This is a genomic window from Sulfuriroseicoccus oceanibius (assembly GCF_010681825.2).
GTDB classification, from domain to species: Bacteria; Verrucomicrobiota; Verrucomicrobiia; order Verrucomicrobiales; family SLCJ01; genus Sulfuriroseicoccus; species Sulfuriroseicoccus oceanibius.
The window spans coordinates 982,801-1,005,688 of sequence record NZ_CP066776.1 but is presented as its reverse complement, the minus strand read 5'-3'; the positions used below and the strand labels follow the sequence as shown (position 1 = coordinate 1,005,688).

The window sequence follows — 22,888 nt, the reverse complement described above, 5'->3', positions numbered from 1 at the left end:
AGCCAGTCCAGCATCTTGGACCACGCCGCGAATCTCACTGATTCGCGGCATTTTTTGTGTCCGGAGCAAATGAACCCAAACCCACTAATACCATGGCTATTACCTTATCCACCAACTACTCGAAGAAACTCGGCTTGCCGGGCTATTCGTCCCACGCGTTTTCGGCTTCGATTGAGGTCGAGCTCGCATCAACCGATGCCCTCCCCGCTGAGATCGAGCGGCTCTACCATCTGCTCCAGCAGAACGTAGACCAACAGATCCAGTCACCCGGGTTCGTTCCCGACGGGCACTACGCAAGTTCGCCACCTGCAGACAACGGTAACATTGTTCCCATCAACGGCGGCCAGTGGAACTGCTCGCCCAAACAGCAGAAGCTGATACTCAAGGTCATTGAGGAACAACACCTCGACAAGCACGACGTTGAATCCGTTGCCCAGCAGCGCTTCAACAAGGGCGTCCGCGAGTTGAACAAACTGGAGGCCTCCTGACTGATCGACCATTTGTTCGAACAGCAGAAGGCAACGAAACCGGCACCACGTCGCAAGGTCTTTTACCGGGGAGGTCAGCGATGATCTCCACGGCACTTACCAAGACCAACGAGGATCCCAACATCCAACAAGAGGCACTGGAGTACATCTCCGCCAGCCGCTTGAGTTGTTGGCAGCAATGCCGCAGGAAGCATTACTTCCGCTACATTGCAAAGCTGCCCTCGCAACCCAGCCCCGCACTACATCTGGGTAAAGTAGTCCACAGCACGCTCCAACGCTGGAACCTCTGGCGCTGGGACAAGCAAAGCTACACCCGGAAACAACTCCGCGCCGCGTTTCTCGACGCATGGATCAGCGAACAGCTTGACCAACCCATTGAATGGGAGTCCGAGGACAAGGAAGCAGAACTGCGCGATAAAGCGTGGTCATTGGTTGAAGCCTATCTTGATGCCTCACCCATTGATGAAGACGAGCAGATCGCCGGAGTCGAGGTGCACCTGGAAGCGGAGATCGACGGCCTGCCGCCGATCATTGGAACCCGAAAATTCACTTACAGGTTTCGCCCGAGGGATATGCCGAGAGGCTCGTAAAAGTCATCCCAGACATGAGAAACCTGTACTTTCACGGCGATATACTTCTCAGCCCGCTGCTCTACGACGTGACACTACATCTCCGCTTGTTTGCCGACCAACTAAGGACATGTCCGAGATACAATCTGATCGATTGAGTCGGCTCCGATCAATTCACTTCGTTCCGGTTCGCGGACTGGCACGCTGCGCGACATGCGGACTCATTCACACTAGGAAGAGCAGGGCAATCGTGTCACGCAAAGCCGAAGCCAAGCACATCAAGCCTTTGTTGCTTGAATCCCCCCCTGTCCTGTCTTTTCAGTTTGATCTGTGGTTCGGCATTCCAATTTTGATTAAGAATACCGAGTGACCGCAGGCGAAGATTCGGTTAGTTAGCAGATCATGTTTCCGATTCTTGCCAAGTACTTTGCGATCCTTCTGTTCATTGCGATTCCAACCGCTGCGGTGATCATCGTTTTTAGGACGATGCGGGATCGGCGGGCGCGGCGGACGATGTTTCCAAAAGGCAGGGACGAGCGCATCGCCAAGCCACCGGGATGGAGCCTGCGCGAAAGGGTCGATGAACTACGCGAGAAGCTAGACTTTTGGATCATGCTGATCGTGGCGATCCCGGTAACTATCGGAATGCTGCACCTCTATAACCAGATTCCGTTTATACTAGCTTTGGCATTCATTTTCCTGCTGAGCTTGGTCGCAACCCTACGGATGGTTCCGCTGGTGATCAAAATCCGCAACCATCGCCTCGGGCTGTTTGGCGAAGAAATCGTGGGCGGCATCCTCGCCAGGCTTTGGGGAAATGGCTGCGCTGTGTTCCACGACCTGCAAACCACCAAAATCGGCAACATCGACCACGTGGTGGTAGGACCAACGGGCGTGTATGTGATCGAAACGAAGTGTCGTCGACGCAAACGCGAGCAGGAAGGACATCGAGTCGTTTTCGATAGAACGAAGTTGGAATCCACGTCATTTTCCGACAGTCATGGCCTTGAGCAAGCCGAGCGCAATGCACATTGGCTATCGGAACAATTGACCAAACTCACCGCCGAACCCGTGGCGTGCAAAGCAGTGCTTACCTTACCAGGATGGTTTGTGAGTGAGAGAAAGCTCGGGCCGGTGCGAGTGCTACACCCGAAGCAGATCGAGAGATACATCACAAGCCAACCGGCATCGCTGAGCCAAGAGCAACAACAACGCATCAGCAACTGGCTCGAAGAACGATGCCAACTGGAGGTTGAGTGAGGGGCGCAGATGCGGATACTCCTCCGCAGGGACGACGCCCCCATGACAGCGGGAGTGCAAGAGGACCCGCCAACTTAGAATCACGGTGAAACCAGAGAGCTACATCATCACCAACGCCGCGCAACATTTGCGCCGAGAGAGAGAACCGGCCGATAGGAGTCGCCCCCCTCGACCGCAGCCGGCACCAATGCCCGCAAAAGCAGTAGCCTCCAGACCTGTGCCCGAAAAAGCGGAGCGGTTTGGCGCGACATTAACCCAGTGGAAGGACGAGAAAGGGTTCGGCTATCTTGACCACGATGGAGGGCGGCTTTTCCTCCATATCAAGGATTTCTCGGAACATCACAAACGTCCGGAACCTGGGGACCAGATCACCTATGAGCTCGGCACCGATCAAAAAGGGCGCCCGTGCGCAGTGAATGCAATCCACGTCAACGACGGAGGAAAAGTCACCACCAGGACGCTCGGCACACTCGGTTTACTCACGTTAATTCCCTTGATCGCCGGCTGGAAACTCTCCAACACATACCAAAACATAGCTCTCTACGGCTGCGGGTTGGTATTCGTGATCAACATCATCACCTACCTGACCTACAAAGGAGACAAGCAGAAGGCGAAGAACAAAACCTGGCGCACGTCGGAGTCCACGCTCCATTGGCTGGAAATGAGCGGCGGCTGGCCTGCAGCCTACCTGGCCCAACGCAAGTTCCGCCACAAATGCTCGAAAGCCGGTTACCAGCTCGTTTTCGGAATCATTGTGGCCACCCACCTCTATGTGGCGACGGATTTCCTTGTGGACTGGAAAATCACAAGGACAACGGTCGACTTGATCAAACCTCTGATGGAGCAACCGATCCGTGAGCAACCACTCGCAGCACCGGGGAGTGAGCGATCCCAATAGCAGCGGACGAAAACCTCTGCCGCCACCACGGCAAAGATTCCGGGCGACGCCAACTGAGCTCAGGACGGAAGCCAGGCAGCGCGCGCGGGATGCGCGCCTCTAACCCCTACCTCACTTCTTCCACTGTTTGCGGCGCTGGCGCTCTTTGTACTCTTGCTGCATGCGCTTGAGCGACGTGCGGAGGCGGGCCTTGGCGGTCGGCTTGAGGCGGTCGATGAAGAGAACGCCGTTGAGGTGATCCACCTCGTGCTGGATGGCGCGACCGAGGAGACCATCGGTCTCGATGGTGACGCGGCGGCCGTCGAGCAAAGTGAGCTTGGCGGTGACCTGCTCGGGACGGGTGACGTCGGCGCGGAGGTCTGGAATGCTGAGACAGCCTTCGTTCATGACGTCCTTATCGTCGCCAAACTCGAGCTCCGGATTGACGAAGATGAGCGGCATGATGTCAGCCAGCGGTGTGTCTTCACCGTCGACTTTGAGGAACGTGAGGCACTCTGGATCGTGAGCGACGTCGACGACTGCCATTTGAATTGGAAGACCGATCTGAGGTGCGGCGAGACCGATCCCTTGAGCGGCGTGCATGGTTTCGATCATGTCGTCGGCCAGAGCTTTGTGTTCATCCGTCAACACGACTGGAGCACACTTTTTGCGCAGCACCGGGTCACCAAAAAAGACAATCTCACGAATCATAGGCGCAATAGGTACATCACCGCAGATGGGATGGCAACCTTGGCGAGCGGGAGATGCGGCGGGGCGGATGGGCTCGCTGCGCTCGGGCGGGGTGAAGGGTGTGCGGCGGCTCCTGCTTGGGGATCCACAGATGGCGCAGATTGATGGGATTTTACGCAGGCGGAGGCGGAGATGATGGGCTCGCGTTGCTCGGGTCGGGTGAAGGCTATGCTACGAGGTAGGTTTGGTTTTTTCCACGGATGGGCAGCATGCATGGGCATGGTTCGCAAGCGGATGCGGCACCGGTGGGCTCGCTGCGCTCGGGCGGAGAACTTTCATGGGGTTATGTACGTCAAGTTCTGCAAAAAGGGTTTGATGGATGATGATCAGGCTGCGGACGTTTGATTTGAAGTAAGGCTGAGCTTTTGGGCTTCTTTGAGGTGATCCATGTTCAGGTAGCGGTGTTGATCGATCCACTGCTCATGGACTTGATGCGTGACAGCCCGGATTAAACGTTGGGCTGCAGCCTGGTTGGGGAAGGTTCGGATAATGTGCGTACGACGCTTAATCTCCTCATTGAGTCGCTCGAGCATATTCGTGCTTTTGAGATGCTTGTGATGCTCTCTGGGAAGTCGATAAAAGGTGAGCGTTTCTTCGATCTCACTTTCGACCCAGTCACAGAGCTTGTGGTATTTGCCTCCCCACTTCGCCAACCATGCCCGCAGATCCTGACGCGCTTCATTGATGTCTCGACGGTCATAGATCCAGCGCAGCTCGGTGCAGCAGTCGTCGTCATGCTTGCGAGGTAGATGATCAAGAGCGTTGCGAAGGAAGTGGACGTAGCAGCGTTGCCACAGCGCCTCGGGAAGCACTTCGCTGATAGCTCGTCGCAGGCCGGCATGGTTATCAGTCACGCAGAACTCAACACCCGTCAGTCCGCGTTGCTTGAGTTGAAGTAGGAAGTTCTTCCAGCTGCTTCCGCTTTCCCTTTGATCGAGCTCGGTAGCAAGGACCTCCCGTCGGCCATCCCAACTGATGCCAATGGCGATCAACACAGCCTGGCTGCGCACCACGCCGTTCTCTCGAACCTTTTCGTAGCGGGCATCCAGGATGAGGTAAGGATAAGCGTGGTTGAGCTTGCGTCGGGCAAAGTTCTCAAGCTCTTCGTCCAACGTTTTGTTCAGCCTGCTTACCACACTGGCGCTGACCCGGTGACCGCAGAGCTCCTCGGTGATCTGCGCGACTTTACGTGTCGAGACGCCCTGCACGTACATTTCGATCAGGGTGCTTACCAAAGCCTTCTCGCTGCGTTGATAGCGATCGAAGATCTCGGTGCTGAAGAGTCCGTCGCGATCTTGAGGGACGCGCAGCTCGATCCTTCCTACCCGTGTCAGGAGACTGCGTTGATAACTGCCGCTGCGATAACCTCGGCGTCTGTCGCTGCGTTCTGATTTTACCGCCTGGAGTGTCTCGTTCATTTCTTCTTCGAGCATCTCCTGCATCAATTTCTGAACCAAGGGCCTCAGAAAATCTTCCTGCTCGGCAAGAATACTTTTCAACTGCGGCGTTGTGGTCTTATCTGGTCGTGGGGTCATGGTGTGACGATTAGGGGTTCTTGTTTTGTTAAAAACCTAATCAATCATCATGACCCTTTTTGCAGAAGCTTTGGCACACTACCTTTCATGGGGGGGCGGTGTCACATCCTTCCCAGCGATAGCAGATTCCTCTGGAGGCGCGACGAAGGGAAACCCGTAAAACTTAACAACCTAACACGTAACACAACCCGACCCAAGGCTCCCAACCTCAGATCGAACAACCTCGGCATCGCGTGAGATCGAGCTACCGCCTAAAAAAACGAACTACCAGCGGTGGGCGATTCCAGTTACAACTAAGGAACCGATGACTTCTTCTCCTTCTCCAGTTCCTCTTGGCTTTGCGGATCAAGTGGATGCCGCGGCGGCTTTGATCTTCCCCTCAGATTCGCCAACTGCGATGCGCATCGGCCAGCATACGACGTCGCTGCGGGAAGATTCCGCACGCTTGAAAGAACGAGGAATGGGCGACGTGCCCACAATTGCGCTGGTGGGGAAAGTCGGAGAAGGCAAAAGCTGGCTGGCCCAATGCTTTTTGAATGGCGACACTGCATCGGCGCATGTCCGAGAAATGGTCCGTAGCGGGCAGAACGCGGGCGACCGCACGCACCAACTGATCTGGTTGGGCGAATCGGCCCCATTTTCCGCCCGCAGCCATGATGAGTTATTTGTGCGCGTACCCACCTCCTCAATGCTCGATCTGGGCACGCCGTATGCATTGGCGGATTCGCCGGGATACTCGGACCACGACCCGACGCTCGAGGCCTTGTCGAGTGTGGCGATCACGTCGGCGTCGGTGAAAATCTTGGCAACATCAGTGAGCCAGATCCGCGATGGATCGCTTCTTCCTTTTGTGCGCTCGATGGACGGCGCGACGATTGTGCCGGTGGTTCGATTCCGTCCGGAGGGAGGCAGCGCCCAGCTCCCGAGCGACGACATCATCTCCGACTGTCGAAGAGAGATCGCCCAGTGGTCGGAAGCCGCGCCTCATTGTCATTTTGCCGCCCCGCTTTTCGTCCCTGACGCTGGAGTGGCGGGACAGGAGGAGGCCGAGGCCATTGCCCGCAAGGAATTAACGGAGACGCTCCAGCCCATCCTCGCCGACCGCGCCGCGCTCGACGACCGCATCGACATTCAATTGCGCGAGCGTCTCGCCATTGCCCGCCAGGACATCGCCCAGACACTCGAACCATTCCGGCAGCGCATCGGAGCCCCGGTGGAACAACTTAACCAACTCACAGCAGAGGCCGGAGCCAGCATCGAAGACGAGCTGATCGGCAACAACGACGTGCTACGCGGTGCGGTGCGGGCCCGGTTCCGCGGCGACGCCCTCGATCGCACGCCGATCCTGCTCTTTCCCTACCGCTCGCTGCTCGGCATTCTCGGGCTAACGCTGGGGGCGTGGGACCGGGTGATCTTCGCCACGATGGGGAGTGTGCCGTCGCTGGTACTGAGCGCGTGGCAGGCCGCCAAATCATTCAAGGACGGCAAACCACTGAATGCATCGCTGCGTGACGACTTGCGTTCAAAGGTCCAGGAATCGTTGCAGGATCGGTTTGCCGACACATTGCGGGCCTTTGCTATCGGCTTGGAGTCTGTTGCCGAAACCGGCACCACCACGCCACCTGAGCGCCACTCGATCACTCTGCGCGGGCTTGCCGGCTTGGAGATGAAATCGCGAACCATCATCGACGACGAGATCCGCGGGCACCGCGTGAACGGCGTGGTGCTGTGGCTAGGCGGAATTGTAGCCACTGCCGGGTTCTGGACCTTGATGGCCGGGCCGATCGCCGGCTTGTATTCGGACTATTTGATGAACCTGCTCGCCGACCTGAAAGCGGGGAGTTTCTCATGGAAAGCTTACCCTACCCCATCGGCATCGCTGTGGCTGACGAGTTTGTTGCTGAGCCTTGCACCTACGGTGGTGGTGGCGATGCTGGTAATGGCATCGGCCTGTGGCGGGAGCAGGGTGAGACGCACGACCAAAGCGATCCGCAAAGCGCTTGGTGCGGAAATCGGAAGACGCTTCGGTGAAGAGAAGCTGAAGGTGGAAATCAACGACCCGAAGCTGGAGGCGGCGAGGAAGTTGCTGGGAGTTTCCAGTAGCTAGCACCGAGTAGGAAGTAGGGAGGGGCGGGGATTTTCGGCGTTGGAGCGTGGGGTCGGCGCTTTTGGGATATAACTACGGGGTGGTAGCTGAGGCCATCGGGCTGGATGATCCGTGTGCCGGAGCCTAGGGCTCGGCCTGTTGTTTGTGAGGCGTGTATCCCAAGGTGACGTCGCTTGAGGCTCCGTTCACCTTGGGCTGGTTTGCGTTTCCCCTGCGGGGAAGGTGGAGCAGGTGTTCGGCGAGATGACAGGAGCTCAGAGGGTTGGCGTTGTGGCGTGCATCCAGTCAAAAACAAGTGAGGCTTTGCCGGATGCATTTCGGTGGCCTGACAGGAGACCGGCGGTCCGAGAATCATCCCGCGGACGGCGGGGAGACCGTCACTCCATGAGCTCACGCACGAGGACAACCATCCCATGCATCCCGCCCATCTGCGGAAAACGATCTCCTCTCCGCAAACCACCCACCGCACCCCGAGCAACGCGAGCCCCTCACCTCCGCCCACGCCTAAACAAAATCACATCAATCGACGAAATCTGCGGATCCCAAAAACAGGAACCTCCGCACACCATTCACATCCAGAAAAACGAGTGCGGCTCCGCCGGACGCATTTCAGTGGCCGGACAGGAGACCGGCGGTCCTAAGAACCATCCCGCGGACGGTGGGGACACCGTCACTCCATGAGATCTCGCACGAGGAGAACCATCCCACGCATCCCGCCCATCCGCGGAAAAAACATCCTCTCCGCAAACCACCCACCACACCCCGAGCAACGCGAGTCCCCACCTCCGCACACGCCTAAACAAGATCACATCAATCTGCGAAATTTGCGGATCCAAAAACAGGAACCTCCGCACACCATTCCTCGCCCGAAAAAAGAGTGCGGCTTCGCCCGATGCATTTCAGCGGCCGGACAGGAGACCGGCGGTCCAGAACACCGTCACTCCATGCGCCATGCCCGAGGAGCGGTAATCCTCCCCATCCTCCCGATCTGTGAAAAAAATACCCGTCGCACGCCATTCACCACACCCTAGCATCGCTAGCCCTTCACCTCCGCTCACGCCCGCGCAAAATCACATCAATCTGAGCAATCTGCGGATCCCAAAAACAGGAACCTCCGCACACCATTCCCCGCCCCCGAGCGCAGCGAGCCCTGGAGCCCTACTTCCAGGTAGGCTGCATCAGATGGAGAGCATCCTTCGCGTTGAAGATACCCTGCTGATGAGCGTAGAGTAGCCACGCTGCAGCGACTCCAGTGGCGAGCGTGGAGACGATGATCCACTTGTTTTGGAGCAACTTCTCTGGCTCGAGCTTGGCACCCACTTCGCTCATCGCGTGGTTGAAGTAGCAGATCACAGCGATCACGATCATCGGGAAAACCAGCACGAGGTTCTCCAGCTGCGGGTAGGTCGCCATGGCGATCCCGGTGCAGAAGCAGAACAAATTGGCGTAAGTGATCATCGCGACGATCAACTTCTGCTCGGTGTAAGTCTTGAACGACTTGCGGTAGCGGCCGGAAAGGTCGGCATTACCGATGAAGCGGAACTCGGAGTAGCGCTTACCGGTCATCAGCAAAGCCCCGAAGAACCACCAGGCCATGGTGATCGAGAGCGGTGGCAGCGCGTGTTCGTTCGGTGGAAGCAGCGCGTACCACCCCAGCCACAGACGGATCGGGTTGTTGAACGATTCGGCGATGACGTCGAGGAACGCACGATCCTTCAGGCGCACTGGCGGGATGTTGTACACCAAGCCACTGAACAAGAGCAGGCCGAGAGCCACGGTGTAGCCGATGTTCTCAAACCAAAGCCAGCCGAGCCCGAATCCGCCGACAATCAGTCCACCCATCATCGCCCACAGAATCGGCACCTTCGCTTTACCCGCAGGGATGCCGCGCAGCTTTTTGGTCGGGTGCAGCGCGTCGAATGGGGCGTCGAGGATCTCGTTGAGAATGTAGTTGGCCGAAGCTATCAAGCAGGCTGGGATCAGCGACAACGCAGCCTTCCACACCATCGATGTCTCGAGAGACAAGTTGAAGAACACGACCACCGCCACCGCGTGACCGAACACGATGAAGATGTTTTTCAACCAGTGTTCGATGCGGCAGATCTTGATGTGTTCAACGATGGCGTTCACGGCGGAAAGAATTGAGGGGATTGGCCGCTGGCGCAACGTAAAATCCCGTTGCCCCGGGGATTTAGGTTCTCAGGCGGCCCAGTTTCCGCTCCATGAACCGGCGCATGGAGCGTTCTTCCGCAGCGAATCCCGCGGAAGAAGTCGGCGCTACTACCCCAGAATGCGCTCGAGCGCGGATGGCGAAACCTCGCGGTACGCACGGATCGAGGCGTTCACGAAATTCTTCAGCTGGGCGTGCACGCTGGCGCGGTCTTCCGCTGACTCAAACTCCATCCCGACCAAGGCGCGACCAACGCGCTCCCCGCTGTAGGCATAGTTGAAATAACAGAGGTTCGCTCGGTCACGCACTTGCTCCATGAACGCGAGAAACGCCCCCGGACGCTCAGGAAATTCGATGTGCACAAACAACGGATGCGTAAACAGATCCGGCGAGTAGTTGATGATGCGGAAGTCCACATCTTCGCTGCGGGTCACGTCCTGATGGTTGATCCCCATCTGCGCGAAGTACGCCTCCATCTCAGTGAAGTCTTCCGCCGAGCCGGTGAGGCCGATCACTGGATACGACTTGGACTTGCCGGTCTTGCCGTGTTGCACGTCCACGATGTTCATGTTCTTCGGCAAACCGCGCAGTAACTGAACGAGCGACCCGCGTTCTTCACTGAGCGGGATCCGCACATAGCGGCGGGAGTTCGGTCCGCTGCCGCCATGACGGGCGATGAACGCAAGCTGGGAGAAATCCATGTTGGCTCCGCAAAGGATGACCAACACGCGATCGTTCTCGGTCAGTTGGTCGCTGTAGTTCAATGCGGCGGCGAGGCCCAATGCGCCGGCCGGCTCGGGGATGGCGCGGTTGGCTTCCCACAACAAACGGGTGGAATTGCACACCTCGTCATTGGTCACCGTCACGAATTCATCGATGAACTCATTGCAGATCTGGAAGGTCAAATCACCCGCTTTACGCACTGCGGTGCCATCACAGAACACATCGACGTAATCGAGCTCCACCGGCTGACCGGCTGCCACCGCCGCCTTCATCGACGCCTGGTCCACGCCTTCGACGCCGATGGTTTTGATGCCTGGGAAGTGGCGCTTCAGCCAGCAAGCCGTGGCCGCAGCCATTCCACCGCCTCCGATCTGGAGGAAAACGTGAGTGAATGGCCCGTCACCCGACATCACGATTTCGTCGGCCAGCGTTCCCTGCCCACCCATGACCTGCACGTCGTCGTAGGGATGGATGAAAGTTTGCCCCTCAAGAGCTGCGAGGTCTTTTGCGGCTGCGGCGGCTTCGTCGTAGCTATCGCCTACCAACCGAATGTCCACCGCATCGCCACCATAGTTAGCAACGGCTTGCTGCTTCATCCCCGGCGTCGAGCGGGGCATGAAGATAGTGGCCCGTGTACCCAGCACCTTGGCACCGATGGCGACGCCTTGCGCATGGTTGCCGGCAGAGGCCGCGACCACGCCTCGCTCGAGCTCGTCTTTACTCAAGAGCGCCATCCGGTTATAGGCTCCGCGCCACTTGTACGCCTTGATCGGCCCCAGGTCCTCACGTTTGCAAAACACACGCGCTGGAATGCCCGGAATCTCAAGCTCCTGAAGTGGCGTAGGCTGGCCAACCGCATAAACCCGCTGACGGGCCATGAGGATTTCGTGGAACAATTGATCACCGAGTTCGGACATGGGAAATAATAGTTGAATGGTTCATGCGCGAGTGGACTGACATCGCAACTTCACGCCTAGTCACCTTGTCGCCACGAGCCCCATCCGTCAATGGTGCGGGCCACCTGATGCCTCGGTTTTGATAGTGGACCAGCCGAAGCGGTAAAACCAAACGAACCACCGGAGAACCACAGCACCCCGCCCAATGTAGCGAGCACTTGCATTCACCCGCCCCATCACGGATAACCAATGCGGATGCCCCTGCCTTCTACATTAGCTGTTACCTTCGCCGACGAGTGGGTTTTCACCGTCACGGTGCTGGGTGCATTGATGACGGTGGGTGGCTGGATTGCGGCGGTGCATGCGTTGTTTGCCACCCGCACGTCGCAGGGAACCATTGCCTGGGTGCTGTCCTTGACCTTGATGCCGGTAATCTCGCTGCCGCTCTACATGATGCTCGGCCGCAACCGGTTCCAAGGCTACGTCGAGATGAGGCGCCAAGGGAACCAACTCTTCGAATCCACCGAACTCGATCTACGCCGCCTGATTCCAAGTTACAAAGCAGAACTTCCGGAAGAGGACCGCCGCCGCTTTGGCATCCTTGAAGACATGGCCGACGTCACATTCTCCAAAGACAACGCGCTGCGGCTGTTGTCCGACGGCACCGAGGCATTCGCGGCCATGTTTGCAGCGATCGACCAGGCCGAGCGCTACATCCTCGTTCAGTTTTACATCGTCAACGACGACGCCACCGGCCGCGAACTTCAGCGTCGGTTGATCGCCAAGGCCCGCGAAGGCATCCGTGTTTATTTTCTGTGCGACGAGATCGGCTCTTACAAACTGGGCAACGACTTCACCGACGAGATGCTCCACCACGGCATCCACGTGGCGCGCTTCGGCATGGGTGACGGAGTGCTCAATCAGTTCCAGATCAACTTCCGCAACCACCGCAAGATGGTGGTGATCGATGGCATCCACGGCTTCACCGGCGGCCACAACGTGGGCGACGAATACCTGGGGAAAGTGAAGCGGTTTGGTAAATGGCGCGACACATCGATCCAACTGATGGGCCCCACCGTGCTCCAGCTCCAGCTCGCGTTCCTCGACGACTGGCACTGGTCGACCGGTGACATCCCGATGCTCAATTGGAAACAACCCGACGATCCGGACTCCTTCGCCATCGACGCCCATGACGCCCGCTTTTCCCGCAACGTCGACGCCATCGTGATCCCCACCGGCCCGACCGACCGGCTCGAAAACGGTGGATTGTTCTTCACCCATCTGATCAACGCCGCGCGCAAGGAGCTGTGGATCGCCTCGCCTTACTTTGTGCCCGATCGATCACAAATCGCAGCCATCCAACTCGCAGCGATGCGTGGCGTGCGGGTGCGCGTCATCACCCCACGCCACGGCGACCGCCCACTCACCCGCCTCGGCAACGACGCCTTCCTCCACCATTTCGACCTGCCGCAGATCGAGCTCTACCACTACCTCCCCGGGTTCATTCACCAAAAAGTCATCCTGGTAGACGACGCGATCGCCGCCATCGGCACCGCTAACTTTGACAACCGCTCGTTCCGCCTCAACTTCGAGCTCATGGTCTGCGCCAAGAGCCACGAGTTCTGCTGGAGAACACGCAAAATGCTCGAAGACGACGTCGCTAACAGCGAACGCATTTCCGCCCACTACATGCGCACCCAGCCGTTCTCCCGCCGCCTGCTTGTGCAAACCGCGCGGCTTTTGTCGCCGGTGCTGTAGCCGCCCCAACTGGGTTTCGGCCTTGAGTTTCTCCGCCGCTCGGGCAAGCATCAAATCATGTCGTCCACGCTTCCACCTGTCGTCATTGTTGGGGCCGGCATGGCGGGTCTTAGTTGCGCGCTGCGCTTGATCGAGTCAGGCCACGAGGTCGTGGTGTATGAGGGATCAGATAGGGTCGGCGGACGCGTGGGAACCGATGAGGTGGACGGATATTTGATTGACCGTGGGTTCCAAGTCTACCTCGACGCCTACCCCACCGCCGGCCGGTTATTGGATCTGCAATCGCTTGAGCTTCGGTCCTTCGATCCGGGAGCGCTCATTTGGACGGGCAAAAAATTCCACCGGTTGATGGACGTTTTCCGCCGCCCGGCATCACTGATCGGCACGGCCGCGGCACCGATAGGCACGCTTGGCGACAAACTGCGAGTGGGTGCGCTGCGGGCAAAACTCCGAGCCAAAACCATCGAAGAAATTGCCCAAACCGAGGACATTTCCACCGAACGCTATCTGGAGAAGTTCGGATTCAGCCAATCGATGATCGACACCTTTTTCCGCGGCTTTTACGGAGGCATTTTCCTCGAGCGAGAGCTGCGCACGTCGAGCCACATGTTTGAGTTCACTTTCAAAATGTTCGGAGCTGGTAGCGCTACGGTTCCAGCCCGCGGGATGCAGCAGATCCCACAACAGCTCGCAAACCGCCTACCCGAGAACTGCCTCCACTTGAACCACAAGGTCAGCGAAGTGCGGCAGGATGGCATTACTCTGGCCAACGGCGAATCCATCGCAGCCAGCCACGTCGTGGTAGCAACCGACGCCCGATGTGCGGGCGAACTCGTCCCCGAAATGCGCCCGCAATTACCCGATTGGCGCTCCGAGGTGAGCTTTGCCTTCAGCGTCCCCGGCCAGGTGCTCAATGAGCCGATCATCGCATTGGACGGTACGGGTGAATGCGCGGTGAACAACGTGTGCAATATGGCAGCCGTGTCCCCCCATTACGCACCTACAGGACATTCACTGATTGTCGCCACAGCCCTGACCGACTCCGATGCTCCAGCCCTGGAGATCGAAGTCCGCAACGAACTAAGCCAATGGCTGCAAACCGACGCCAGTCAATGGCGACTGCTCGCGCGCGACCGCATCACACGAGCACTGCCAGAACAGCTCCCAAAGACGGAACGCCACGGATACCTCAAAGCCCGCAACGGCCCGTGGCTTGCCGGCGACTACTGCGAATCAGCATCCATTGAGGGCGCCGTCCGCTCAGGACAACAAGTCGCCGACCGCATCACGGCGTCGCTGCACACACCTCATTGAACCTTCCCCCCTGCGTTCAAAACGTTGTATCCAAGGTATCGCAGCGCAGGCGCTCCATTGTCTTGAGCTCACGCAGCCACCGTTCGGGCACCCCGTTTCGAGCCGCCAACAACGAACCAACGACCGCCCCACGATGCGCATTGTCCCCACCACACCGCGCGTTGGCGATTACCCCCGCAGAGAAATCGTCGTGGTACTTCCATACGAGAAACAACGATGCGGTGAACGAGTCCGGCAGATAGCACGCAGGTGTCAGTTTTTGCCCAACAACCTCCCGATCCTCCAGCGACTCCCACGCACGGAGCTGACGCCCACCCACATAGTCATTCGCCTCGCGCAGCACCGCTTCGCGCAATTCGATCCCCGCACAAACCGCGTGCAGGATTTTGGTGAACACCCGCCCAGCCTGAGCGACCGCACTACCACGATGGGTTAGCGCCAAGTGATCCAACACCAAGGACACCTCCTCTGCCACCGGCAGCTCACCCAATGCATCAAGCGCAGCCAACAAAAAAGGCACAGGGGTAAGCCCACCAATATGAATATCCTCTATGCCACAGCGCTTGGGCGGCACCCCTCGGGCCAAGTTCTCGAAAAACGCCCGATGATACTCCTCCACATAGGTATCGTTATGCCAGCCCGGCTTGCGCATGCTGTCGATATAGATTTGCAACCACCGCCGAGGATCGTACTGACCGGTCGCAACTACGGATCGATAGAGCTGAGCGCCCAGCAGAAAGTTCAAGGTGCTGTCTCCGGCCGGCAGAAACTGATGGTAGTGGATCCCACGTTGCCCCCAAAACTTCGCCTGCTCGTGAAGAATATCGCCAGCCTCATTGAGCGGGGTGTAATGCGAGCGCCAAAGAATGCTGTCGGGATGCGGGTTGCGAGGCGCCTGATAGGTTGTGAGATCAGGATAATCGCGGTCGAGCGCATCCGTATCATAGTACCAATGCACTGGGAGCGAGACGGCGTCGGCGACCAGCGCACCGAGCATGGCATTCTGCATCCGGTCATTCATAGCAAACCCTAATCAAGTGGTTGGTCTCGCCGCCGCGCCTTTCGCGCCACGCCCTTTTCTCCGACAGCGTTCGGAGCAATAAACGACGTCATCCCAGCAAGCCTCCCACTTTTTGCGCCAGACGAAGGGCCGACCACAAACGGGACAGGTCTTCTGCGGCAGATCGCCCTTCGCCACCGCTTTTCCTGAAATGCGCATGTTGGAGAATGTGAGCTCCGGCCGATACAAAGTCCCCAGTCAAGAAAGCACCGCTCGAACCCAAGCGAGCGGTGCCAAATGAGCGGAGCACTCGCTACCTGCGGCGACGCAACAGCAAACTCAGACTGCCCAGCCCAATCAAAGCTGCGGATGAGGGCTCGGGCACTCCGACAATCTGGATGCCATTCACATCGATGAAGCCCCCGCCGCCATCGCGTTGGATGTCGATGGTAAAGCTGTCACCACTAATGGCAGAGAACTTCACATAATTTGCTGTGTTGGCATTGGCCTGGGCATCGGCCAACGTCGTGGAAGTCCCTAGAACAAAGGGGCCGGTTTGGGTACTTCCCGCCCCACCATTGGCGAGGAAGAACTTTTCAGCACCTATAGCGATCGACCCCGAATACAAATTCACTTGGCGATCACTCATGTAATAAACCTCATACGCAGTCTGCCCCGTAGCAGACAACCACGCGGACAACCCGGTGAAAGTGATCGTTCCCCCCGCGGTATCGCCATAGTTCCTCATCAGCACATTGCTGAACTCTGTGTTGTATCCCGATGTCGCCGTGGACGTAAACCCACCCGCATTGATCGACGAAGCCGAGACTGCCACTCCGGATCCGGCTCCGGAGTCATCAAACAAATCCGAAGCATTGGTATTGTTCAGCGCGTTCCCATTCCCCGTGATGGTATTCACATACGGGCTCGGAACCACTCCGGCCGCCTCATCAGCCACGGCGTTTCCCGTTCCAGGACCACCATCGGTCCAGTTAATTGTGATCACTGCCGCGCTGCACATTCCACTGAGGAGAATCGAGACGGCACCTGCCAATACGCTGGTTCGCTTCTTCATGAGTTGGGGTTGTTGGTGTTAGCAGACGATCTCTGGAGAAGAGATCGCCCAACAACCGGCTACGTCATGCGCCACCTCAAGGGACGCACACAACTACCCTAATACCAATTGAACGGTCGAATTGGCGGAATGGCGGAGAGCTTTTTCGAGTGAGGCAAGGCGCGAACCGCGATGCTAGCGGGCTAACTGAGCTGTGAGCAACGCAGCATCACTCAAAAAGATCCCGCCAAGATCACTTTCTTCACTCCATCTACCACCAGTCGAATCCCCATCGATTCCGACAAGGTGACCGGTTAAATGGTATAACTCCAACACACTCCACCAACTACCCCATCCGCTCGCGCGCGGCGGCGAGCACATCAGCCACGGAGAGCCGTGACCAATCACCATCCTCCGCCCGCAACGCGGTGACGTGATCCCCCATCGGGCGCCACACCGCAGGGTCGGTAGGCGCAAACAGCGCAACCGTCGGCGCCCCCGCTGCTGCGGCAAGGTGGGACGTTCCCGTATCATGGCCAACAAAAGCACGCACCCCGGCCAGCTTGGCTGCCAGATCGGTTAACGATTCCATGCGCCAGCTTGCGACGTTCACTCCGTCGCCACGCAGGTCCGCCAGCCATTCGTCGATCCACTCTTCCTCCGCCTCACCGGAAACCACTGCGACCTCCTCACCGGCAGGCAAGTTTCCAGCCAACTCCAGCGCCAACTCCTTCCAAGATGCGCGTGACCAGTTTTTCGATGCCGAACCGCTGCCCGGATGAATCGCCACACCGGACCGCATTCCGCCGCCCGACAGGTTCAAGCTCGGCACCGGATCGTCCAGGAAAAGCCCGATCGATTCGAGAGGTCTCGCCAGTTGCTCAACTGCATGACCATGGGTCGCATCCGCCGAAACCTGGGCAATCGCAGGAAAGTAGTCAGTCTCTCCCACGCCGGCACGAATCAGGTTCCCCTTAAAAATCCCGTGCGGATCGCTGAGATAACTCACAATGACATCGAACGACTCGAAATACGCGCACCATTCGGGATCCAACTCAGCGCCCGGAACGAAAAACGACGCCAGCCCGACGTGCTCGATGCGCTTCGTTGCCACCGCCAACCCAGCGAGTTCCGCCAACTGGATCATCGGCGCGTAGCCCATCACTTCGACTTCCGCCTTCGGCAAGCCCTCTGCCATCAGCCGGATCGTCGGCAATGTCAGAACAAAATCTCCCAGCGCGCCACCGCGCAAAACCAATGCCTTACCCATTACTATCTCTATGATTCCCCCAACCCACTAACGAGCATTGGTGATCAAGTCACTCACTTCCTTCGCTTTCGCGCTCATCGCCGCCAGATCAGCCTTGGTGAACTCACGCTCCTCCGGCATGTCGATCATGGCATGAAGTTGCACCAGCGCCTCGTTGACCTGCTTGACCAGCTCACGCTCCTGAATCTTGGGGTGCAATGTCTCCAGCTGCGCCTGGAAGTACGACGTGATGTCTGCCCGGGCGATCATCCGCACTTTGTCAGATGAGAAGTCCTTGTTAATCACCGCGCAGCCAATCTCAAAAGCGCGCGCCCAACCGCCGAGCGAAATCAGGTGGGCAATATCCACGTCCCGCAGATCGACCATTTCCTTTTCCACGTCGCGCTGGGTGCTTTCCAACTCAGTGCGGAGCTTGTCGGTTTGGCCGAGAGCGCTGTACTCGAGCAGGCTGCGCGAGTGGCGTTTGATGTGGCGTCCAGTGCCCAAGGCTTCGGCATGTTTCAAAATCGCCTTCCCTACCGGCTCAATGTCTTTCAAGCGTTCGGCCTGCACGATCAGGAAGCCATCGGCAATCAACGTTCCCAGGTTCAACGCAACCGCCACGCGATCCCGGCTCACCTTATCGCGGGCATCGCGCTTGAGATCACCGTAAGGGATCGGCCCAAGGTTACCGAGGTCGTCGAAAATCAGTTTGATCGAAGGCGTGGTGAAATCGTTGATCCCAAACTCCTCGCGGAAGTGGTCGTCCTCCAACATTTCATCGGTCGAGTATTCCGCATCCTGAGCATGTGCCCCAGCGGTCATGAGACCAGCCAACAGCCCGGCACAAACCACCCGCGACGCGCGGAAGCCTCTCACTCTGGAGGAAAAAAGCTGCATCATTTTGCAAATCATAGAAATCATCTGAGTCCGGACCTGTCGCCACGCCCCCCCATCGGCAAGCCACCGAATATGGGCAAAGTAACCGATCAACCTCACGCCCGCGAGTCAAATCCACCACTACCAACTCAATCCAGTCACGGGCATTTGGCTTGACTAGCATACCAACATATCGGATGGGTGCATCCCCCTGATCCCGTGCAACTCACACCAAATGACTGCATTCCCCCCGACGGACCCCAGGCACACTCTCTAGGCCAGCTTTCCAGCCCCGCCCCAACACAGACCTGACACACTTCTCCACTATGAACTGGGAAAACATGAACTGGGAAACGATCATTTGGATCATTTCATACGCGATCGTATTGGTCGGACTTTGCTCGTACGGAATCCACCGCTACACCCTGATTTACCTCTACTGGAAGCACTCCAAGCAAGAGCCCAAGCCAGCTAAGAAGTGGGATGAGCTGCCGGTCGTCACCGTTCAACTACCTGTCTTCAATGAGCAATACGTGATGGAGCGTTTGCTCGGCGCGGTGAGCAAAATCAACTACCCGCAGGACAAACTCCAGATCCAGATCCTCGACGACTCGACCGACGAAACCGTCGAGATCTGCCAAAAAGAGGCCGCTAAACTGCGCGCCCAGGGCTTTGACGTGGAATACCTCCACCGCACTGACCGCACCGGCTTCAAAGCTGGCGCTCTCGAAGCCGGCACCAAGTCCGCCAAAGGCGACTTCCTCTTCATTCTCGACGCCGACTTCGTCCCTGGTCCTGAGATCATCATGGACATGATCCATTTCTTCACCGACGAGAAGATCGGCATGGTCCAGACCCGCTGGGGCCACCTCAACCGCGAGTACTCACTGCTCACCCGCGTTCAGGCGATGTTCCTCGACGGCCACTTGCTCCTCGAGCAAACCTCCCGCAACCGCTCCGGCCGCTTCTTCACCTTCAACGGTACCGGCGGCATGTGGCGCAAGCAGTGCATCGAAGACGCCGGCGGATGGGAATACGACACCCTCACCGAGGACATGGACCTCAGCTACCGCGCACAGCTCAAGGGCTGGAACTTCATCTTCCTCAAAGACGTTGTCTGCCCAGCTGAGCTGCCAGTCGACATGGACGGCTTCAAGAGCCAGCAGCACCGCTGGACCAAAGGCTCGATCCAGACCTGCAAGAAGATGCTCGGCACCATTTGGAAAGCACCGGTCCCGCTTTACATCAAGCTCGAGGCGACCGCGCACCTCACCGCCAACTTCGCGTACCTGCTGTTGATCTTCCTGTGCGTTTACTCGTACCCGGCATGGCCGGAAGGGATTACCCCTGAGCTCGGCCGTTACCTCAGCCTGCCGATCTTCCTCTTCGCATCGCTGTCGATCATCATCTTCTACATCGTGGCCCAGCACCAGCTGCACCCACGCACATGGTGGCGCGAGGCGCTGAACCTGCCACTCCTGCTGGCACTCGGCATTGGCATGTCGATCAACAACCAAAAGGCAGTGCTCGAAGCCATCTTCAACCACAAGTCCGGATTCGTCCGCACGCCGAAGTACGGCATCGGCGAGAAGAAGGAGAAGAAGGACATCACCAAGAGCCGCTACAAAGCACTCAAGTCGGTAGCAACCGTGCTCGAGATCGTGTTTGCAGCATGGTTTGCCTACGCTACATGGTTCGCCATTTCCGAAGGCACATGGATGAGCGTTCCATTCCTCAGCATCTTTACCTTCGGCTTCCTCTACGTGGCCTACGGCTCCGCAGCCAACCGCTTCAACTGGGGCAAAAACAAGGACGTCATCATCGACACCGGCAGCGAAGACGCAGTCCAAGTGACCGAGAAGTAATTTCATCCCGACCAAGCCGGAGAGCGCACGCCGCTCTCCGGCTTTTTTTGTCTCTGCTCACCAGCCGCCGCCACAGGCAGGACACGCCTCCCCCTCGCCGCAAGTCAGGCGAGCGGGTATCGATTCCTCCGATTGCGATTCTGGCTCCGGCACGCCTGCCGATCCGCGGTTGCAATCCGAGATCAAATCCGGCAACATCCCGCCGACCAACCCCGATCCCCTTGAGCCTGTGACGACATCCCCGATCCGCCACCTCATCCGCATTTCCGCTACCCTCGCCGCCCTGGCCGCGGTCCTCATGACTACGTCATGCCAATCGCCCCAACCTAAAAAAGGCGACGAAATGATCGTCAGCGTACGCAACCAATCAATGGCCGTGCTCCGCGACGGCAAACTGGTCGCCTATTATCCGGTCTCGACGTCCAAGTTCGGACTCGGCGACAAAAAGGGAAGCTACCGCACCCCGACCGGAAAAATGAAGGTCGCCAAAAAGATCGGAGCCAACGCCCCTGCCGGAGCCGTCTTCAAATCCCGCCAACGCACCGGCGAAGTGCTCAAACCCAACGCACCGGGCCGCGATCCGATCGTATCGCGCATTCTCTGGGTTAAAGGCCTGGAAGACCACAACCAAAACGCATTCTCACGCTTCATCTACATCCACGGCACCCCCGAGGAACGCAACATCGGCAAGCCCGTCAGCTACGGCTGCATCCGCATGACCTCAAAGGACGTCATCGACCTCTATAACCGCGTCGGCGTCGGCGCCACCCTCAACGTCGTCGAAGGCGGCATGCCTCTGAGTATCCGCACCCAAAAGATGACCCGCTCGCTCGGCAGCGCCATCGCCCGCTCGGACTCCGATGAGAAAACCACCGAAGAAGACGGCAAAACCGTGGCGTCCAGCCGGGGCCAAAAGCCCACCGGCCAAGACAGCTGAAACCACCATCACCCATCGAGAAAAGTTCCCCCAAGCACTTGACTCGCACGGATTCACCGATAGATTCCCCCTCCCTGGCCGCAATCCGCATTCAGGAATGAGCGCCCCGGCACTCAGAAAACCACGAACACTCAACCATTTCTCTTTTTTACCATGGCTAACACAGCATCCGCACTCAAGCGCGTCCGCCAGACCGCAACCCGCACCGCTCGCAACCGCAAGATCAAGTTCAACGTCCGCTCGCTCCGCAAGGCCGCAGTCGCAGCCATCGAGTCCGGCGACGAAGCTGCCATCAAGGAAGCAGCCGCCAAGTACGTTTCCGCAGTGGACCGCGCTGGCAAGTCCGGCCTCCTTCACCGCAACACCGTTGCCCGCATCAAGAGCCGCTTCGCTGCAAAGGTTGCTGCTGCCCAAGGGTAAGTTTCAATTTTAGACAACACCTCTGAGTGTTCGTTGCCGACGGGATTCCCTCCCGTCGGCTTTTTTTGTGCCTTCGCCTCGCCATCGCACCACCGAACTTCTAGCTTCTTCTCGCTTTTACTCTTGCCCTCGTCGCGCCGCTGCTGTAATCCGATTTATCTTTATCTCGTTGATTTTTAACGCGACCAAATCACGCACCCCCGACGTCCCCGCATGAAAGCACTCACTACTCTCGCTGCCCTGACGGCAGCCGCACTCGTTCCTGCAATGGCACAAGAGTCCAGCGAAGAAGAAATCACCTACGCCGTAGCTCCTCTGGAAACCGACGACAGCAACAGCGCACTCGGGGGCGCCGAATTCTCCGCAGGAGCCGGATACGCATCCAGCCACAACTACCGAGGGGTCGACTACGGCCAGCACGCCGGCGAGTTTGACGTCAAGATGAAGATGCCCGTCAGCGACTTTGGTGTACTCACCGTCGGTGGACGCTATATCGGCACCAACGAATCGTTCAACGAGGGACAAGCGTTCACGTCGCTCCAATTGCCACTCGGCCCGGCAGCCGCGTTCCTCGGATACCGCTACTTCGGTAACGACGGACTGGAAGACTTCCCGCTCGACACCGACAGCCGCCACGAAATCGGCACCATGTTGGGATCGCGCTTCTTCTCGGTCGACTTCAGCGTCGCGTATTTCTACGACACCGGATACGAAGGCCACTACACCGAGCTGCGTGGGTCAAAAGCCTGGGCGCTGGGCCAGAACGTCCACGTCAAAGCATCGGCAGCGGCCTCTTACGGATTCGACTATCAGTTTGACGGCTCGGGCTTCAACCATTTCCAGGCGAGCTTGGAATTCCCGATCGACCTCAACGAGTCGGTTGAACTTTCACCATTCGTTACCGCGGTCCTCCCGGGATCCGACCTCACCACGGAAGACGACACCGTGGTCGGCGGGATGAACCTGAAAGTTTCGTTCTAGCCACAACCTCTCAAGCTCACTCCGGCCCCGCCACGGCGAGGCCGGATTTTTTGTGC

At 58.2% G+C, this 22,888-nt stretch carries 20 protein-coding genes; 11 read left to right on the top strand and 9 right to left on the bottom strand.

The genetic code is table 11. The annotated features are described in order from the left end of the window. Positions 1–92 precede the first annotated feature (92 nt). The 4 genes from G3M56_RS03875 (at position 93) to G3M56_RS03860 (ending at position 3,215) form a co-directional block, all read left to right on the top strand. On the top strand, positions 93–488 hold the full coding sequence (locus G3M56_RS03875; protein WP_164365457.1) for a hypothetical protein: 396 nt from the start codon (positions 93–95) through the stop codon (positions 486–488). 80 nt (positions 489–568) lie between these two features. After that, positions 569–1,078 carry a PD-(D/E)XK nuclease family protein gene (locus G3M56_RS03870; RefSeq protein ID WP_164365456.1) on the top strand — a complete coding sequence of 170 codons (510 nt, stop codon included), beginning with the start codon at positions 569–571 and terminating at the stop codon, positions 1,076–1,078. A 381-nt stretch (positions 1,079–1,459) separates the two neighbouring features. After that, positions 1,460–2,317 (top strand): nuclease-related domain-containing protein, encoded by an 858-nt coding sequence (locus G3M56_RS03865; RefSeq protein WP_164365455.1) that lies wholly within the window; start codon positions 1,460–1,462, stop codon positions 2,315–2,317. A 217-nt stretch (positions 2,318–2,534) separates the two neighbouring features. Further along, positions 2,535–3,215, top strand: coding sequence for a DUF1294 domain-containing protein (locus tag G3M56_RS03860; RefSeq protein ID WP_164365454.1), 681 nt, complete (start codon positions 2,535–2,537; stop codon positions 3,213–3,215). A gap of 111 nt (positions 3,216–3,326) precedes the next feature. On the opposite strand, the gene def is transcribed toward G3M56_RS03860, so the two are convergent. Together def and G3M56_RS03850 are read right to left on the bottom strand one after the other, a co-directional pair. Then, positions 3,327–3,905: a peptide deformylase gene (gene def / locus G3M56_RS03855; protein WP_164365453.1), complete on the bottom strand. Its 579-nt coding sequence runs from the start codon at positions 3,903–3,905 to the stop codon at positions 3,327–3,329. 365 nt (positions 3,906–4,270) lie between these two features. Then, positions 4,271–5,479: an IS256 family transposase gene (locus G3M56_RS03850; protein ID WP_235203327.1), complete on the bottom strand. Its 1,209-nt coding sequence runs from the start codon at positions 5,477–5,479 to the stop codon at positions 4,271–4,273. Between the two features lie 304 nt (positions 5,480–5,783). On the opposite strand from G3M56_RS03850, the gene G3M56_RS03845 reads away from it, so the two are divergent. Next, positions 5,784–7,586, top strand: coding sequence for a hypothetical protein (locus G3M56_RS03845; protein ID WP_164365057.1), 1,803 nt, complete (start codon positions 5,784–5,786; stop codon positions 7,584–7,586). Positions 7,587–8,744: 1,158 nt separating this feature from the next. Here the strand turns inward: G3M56_RS03845 and G3M56_RS03840 are convergent. Both G3M56_RS03840 and G3M56_RS03835 read right to left on the bottom strand, forming a co-directional pair. Beyond that, on the bottom strand, positions 8,745–9,716 hold the full coding sequence (locus tag G3M56_RS03840) for a UbiA family prenyltransferase (RefSeq protein ID WP_164365056.1): 972 nt from the start codon (positions 9,714–9,716) through the stop codon (positions 8,745–8,747). Between the two features lie 150 nt (positions 9,717–9,866). Further along, positions 9,867–11,396, bottom strand: a complete 1,530-nt coding sequence (locus G3M56_RS03835) for a pyridoxal-phosphate dependent enzyme (RefSeq protein ID WP_164365055.1) — start codon at positions 11,394–11,396, stop codon at positions 9,867–9,869. A 234-nt stretch (positions 11,397–11,630) separates the two neighbouring features. Between G3M56_RS03835 and cls the strand changes: the two genes are divergently transcribed. Both cls and G3M56_RS03825 read left to right on the top strand, forming a co-directional pair. After that, complete coding sequence (gene cls / locus G3M56_RS03830; RefSeq protein WP_164365054.1) at positions 11,631–13,133, top strand: cardiolipin synthase; 1,503 nt, start codon at positions 11,631–11,633, stop codon at positions 13,131–13,133. A 57-nt stretch (positions 13,134–13,190) separates the two neighbouring features. After that, complete coding sequence (locus tag G3M56_RS03825; RefSeq protein WP_164365053.1) at positions 13,191–14,447, top strand: NAD(P)/FAD-dependent oxidoreductase; 1,257 nt, start codon at positions 13,191–13,193, stop codon at positions 14,445–14,447. Positions 14,448–14,463: 16 nt separating this feature from the next. Here G3M56_RS03825 and G3M56_RS03820 read toward each other — a convergent pair whose 3' ends face one another. From G3M56_RS03820 to G3M56_RS03805, 5 genes are all read right to left on the bottom strand, one after another. Further along, the gene (locus G3M56_RS03820) at positions 14,464–15,468 is read right to left on the bottom strand and encodes an ADP-ribosylglycohydrolase family protein (protein WP_164365052.1); all 1,005 of its coding nucleotides are present in this window, start codon (positions 15,466–15,468) and stop codon (positions 14,464–14,466) included. Between the two features lie 12 nt (positions 15,469–15,480). Then, positions 15,481–15,666, bottom strand: coding sequence for a DUF2256 domain-containing protein (locus G3M56_RS14260; RefSeq protein WP_164365051.1), 186 nt, complete (start codon positions 15,664–15,666; stop codon positions 15,481–15,483). Positions 15,667–15,760: 94 nt separating this feature from the next. Next, positions 15,761–16,522: a PEP-CTERM sorting domain-containing protein gene (locus G3M56_RS03815; protein ID WP_164365050.1), complete on the bottom strand. Its 762-nt coding sequence runs from the start codon at positions 16,520–16,522 to the stop codon at positions 15,761–15,763. Between the two features lie 325 nt (positions 16,523–16,847). Next, positions 16,848–17,771, bottom strand: a complete 924-nt coding sequence (locus G3M56_RS03810) for a glycosyltransferase family 9 protein (protein ID WP_164365049.1) — start codon at positions 17,769–17,771, stop codon at positions 16,848–16,850. 27 nt (positions 17,772–17,798) lie between these two features. Next, positions 17,799–18,653 (bottom strand): hypothetical protein, encoded by an 855-nt coding sequence (locus tag G3M56_RS03805; RefSeq protein WP_164365048.1) that lies wholly within the window; start codon positions 18,651–18,653, stop codon positions 17,799–17,801. 302 nt (positions 18,654–18,955) lie between these two features. Here G3M56_RS03805 and G3M56_RS03800 point away from each other — a divergent pair, with 302 nt between their 5' ends. From G3M56_RS03800 to G3M56_RS03785, 4 genes are all read left to right on the top strand, one after another. After that, positions 18,956–20,494, top strand: coding sequence for a cellulose synthase family protein (locus tag G3M56_RS03800; protein WP_235203576.1), 1,539 nt, complete (start codon positions 18,956–18,958; stop codon positions 20,492–20,494). Positions 20,495–20,723: 229 nt separating this feature from the next. Then, complete coding sequence (locus tag G3M56_RS03795; RefSeq protein ID WP_235203575.1) at positions 20,724–21,431, top strand: L,D-transpeptidase; 708 nt, start codon at positions 20,724–20,726, stop codon at positions 21,429–21,431. Between the two features lie 153 nt (positions 21,432–21,584). Then, positions 21,585–21,851, top strand: coding sequence for a 30S ribosomal protein S20 (gene rpsT / locus G3M56_RS03790; RefSeq protein WP_164365047.1), 267 nt, complete (start codon positions 21,585–21,587; stop codon positions 21,849–21,851). Positions 21,852–22,064: 213 nt separating this feature from the next. Continuing rightward, entirely contained in the window at positions 22,065–22,832 is a 768-nt protein-coding gene (locus tag G3M56_RS03785) for a hypothetical protein (protein ID WP_164365046.1), read from the top strand. The last annotated feature ends 56 nt before the right edge of the window (positions 22,833–22,888 follow it).

Excerpts from the sequence above, each read along its gene's own strand:
- G3M56_RS03875 (WP_164365457.1), top strand. The coding sequence starts at position 93 with ATGGCTATTACCTTATCCACCAACTACTCGAAGAAACTCGGCTTGCCG.
- G3M56_RS03870 (WP_164365456.1), top strand. The coding sequence starts at position 569 with ATGATCTCCACGGCACTTACCAAGACCAACGAGGATCCCAACATCCAA.
- G3M56_RS03865 (WP_164365455.1), top strand. The coding sequence starts at position 1,460 with ATGTTTCCGATTCTTGCCAAGTACTTTGCGATCCTTCTGTTCATTGCG.
- def (WP_164365453.1), bottom strand. The coding sequence starts at position 3,905 with ATGATTCGTGAGATTGTCTTTTTTGGTGACCCGGTGCTGCGCAAAAAG.
- G3M56_RS03850 (WP_235203327.1), bottom strand. The coding sequence starts at position 5,479 with ATGACCCCACGACCAGATAAGACCACAACGCCGCAGTTGAAAAGTATT.
- G3M56_RS03845 (WP_164365057.1), top strand. The coding sequence starts at position 5,784 with ATGACTTCTTCTCCTTCTCCAGTTCCTCTTGGCTTTGCGGATCAAGTG.
- G3M56_RS03835 (WP_164365055.1), bottom strand. The coding sequence starts at position 11,396 with ATGTCCGAACTCGGTGATCAATTGTTCCACGAAATCCTCATGGCCCGT.
- cls (WP_164365054.1), top strand. The coding sequence starts at position 11,631 with ATGCCCCTGCCTTCTACATTAGCTGTTACCTTCGCCGACGAGTGGGTT.
- G3M56_RS03825 (WP_164365053.1), top strand. The coding sequence starts at position 13,191 with ATGTCGTCCACGCTTCCACCTGTCGTCATTGTTGGGGCCGGCATGGCG.
- G3M56_RS03820 (WP_164365052.1), bottom strand. The coding sequence starts at position 15,468 with ATGAATGACCGGATGCAGAATGCCATGCTCGGTGCGCTGGTCGCCGAC.
- G3M56_RS14260 (WP_164365051.1), bottom strand. The coding sequence starts at position 15,666 with ATGCGCATTTCAGGAAAAGCGGTGGCGAAGGGCGATCTGCCGCAGAAG.
- G3M56_RS03815 (WP_164365050.1), bottom strand. The coding sequence starts at position 16,522 with ATGAAGAAGCGAACCAGCGTATTGGCAGGTGCCGTCTCGATTCTCCTC.
- G3M56_RS03810 (WP_164365049.1), bottom strand. The coding sequence starts at position 17,771 with ATGGGTAAGGCATTGGTTTTGCGCGGTGGCGCGCTGGGAGATTTTGTT.
- G3M56_RS03805 (WP_164365048.1), bottom strand. The coding sequence starts at position 18,653 with ATGATGCAGCTTTTTTCCTCCAGAGTGAGAGGCTTCCGCGCGTCGCGG.
- G3M56_RS03800 (WP_235203576.1), top strand. The coding sequence starts at position 18,956 with ATGAACTGGGAAAACATGAACTGGGAAACGATCATTTGGATCATTTCA.
- rpsT (WP_164365047.1), top strand. The coding sequence starts at position 21,585 with ATGGCTAACACAGCATCCGCACTCAAGCGCGTCCGCCAGACCGCAACC.
- G3M56_RS03785 (WP_164365046.1), top strand. The coding sequence starts at position 22,065 with ATGAAAGCACTCACTACTCTCGCTGCCCTGACGGCAGCCGCACTCGTT.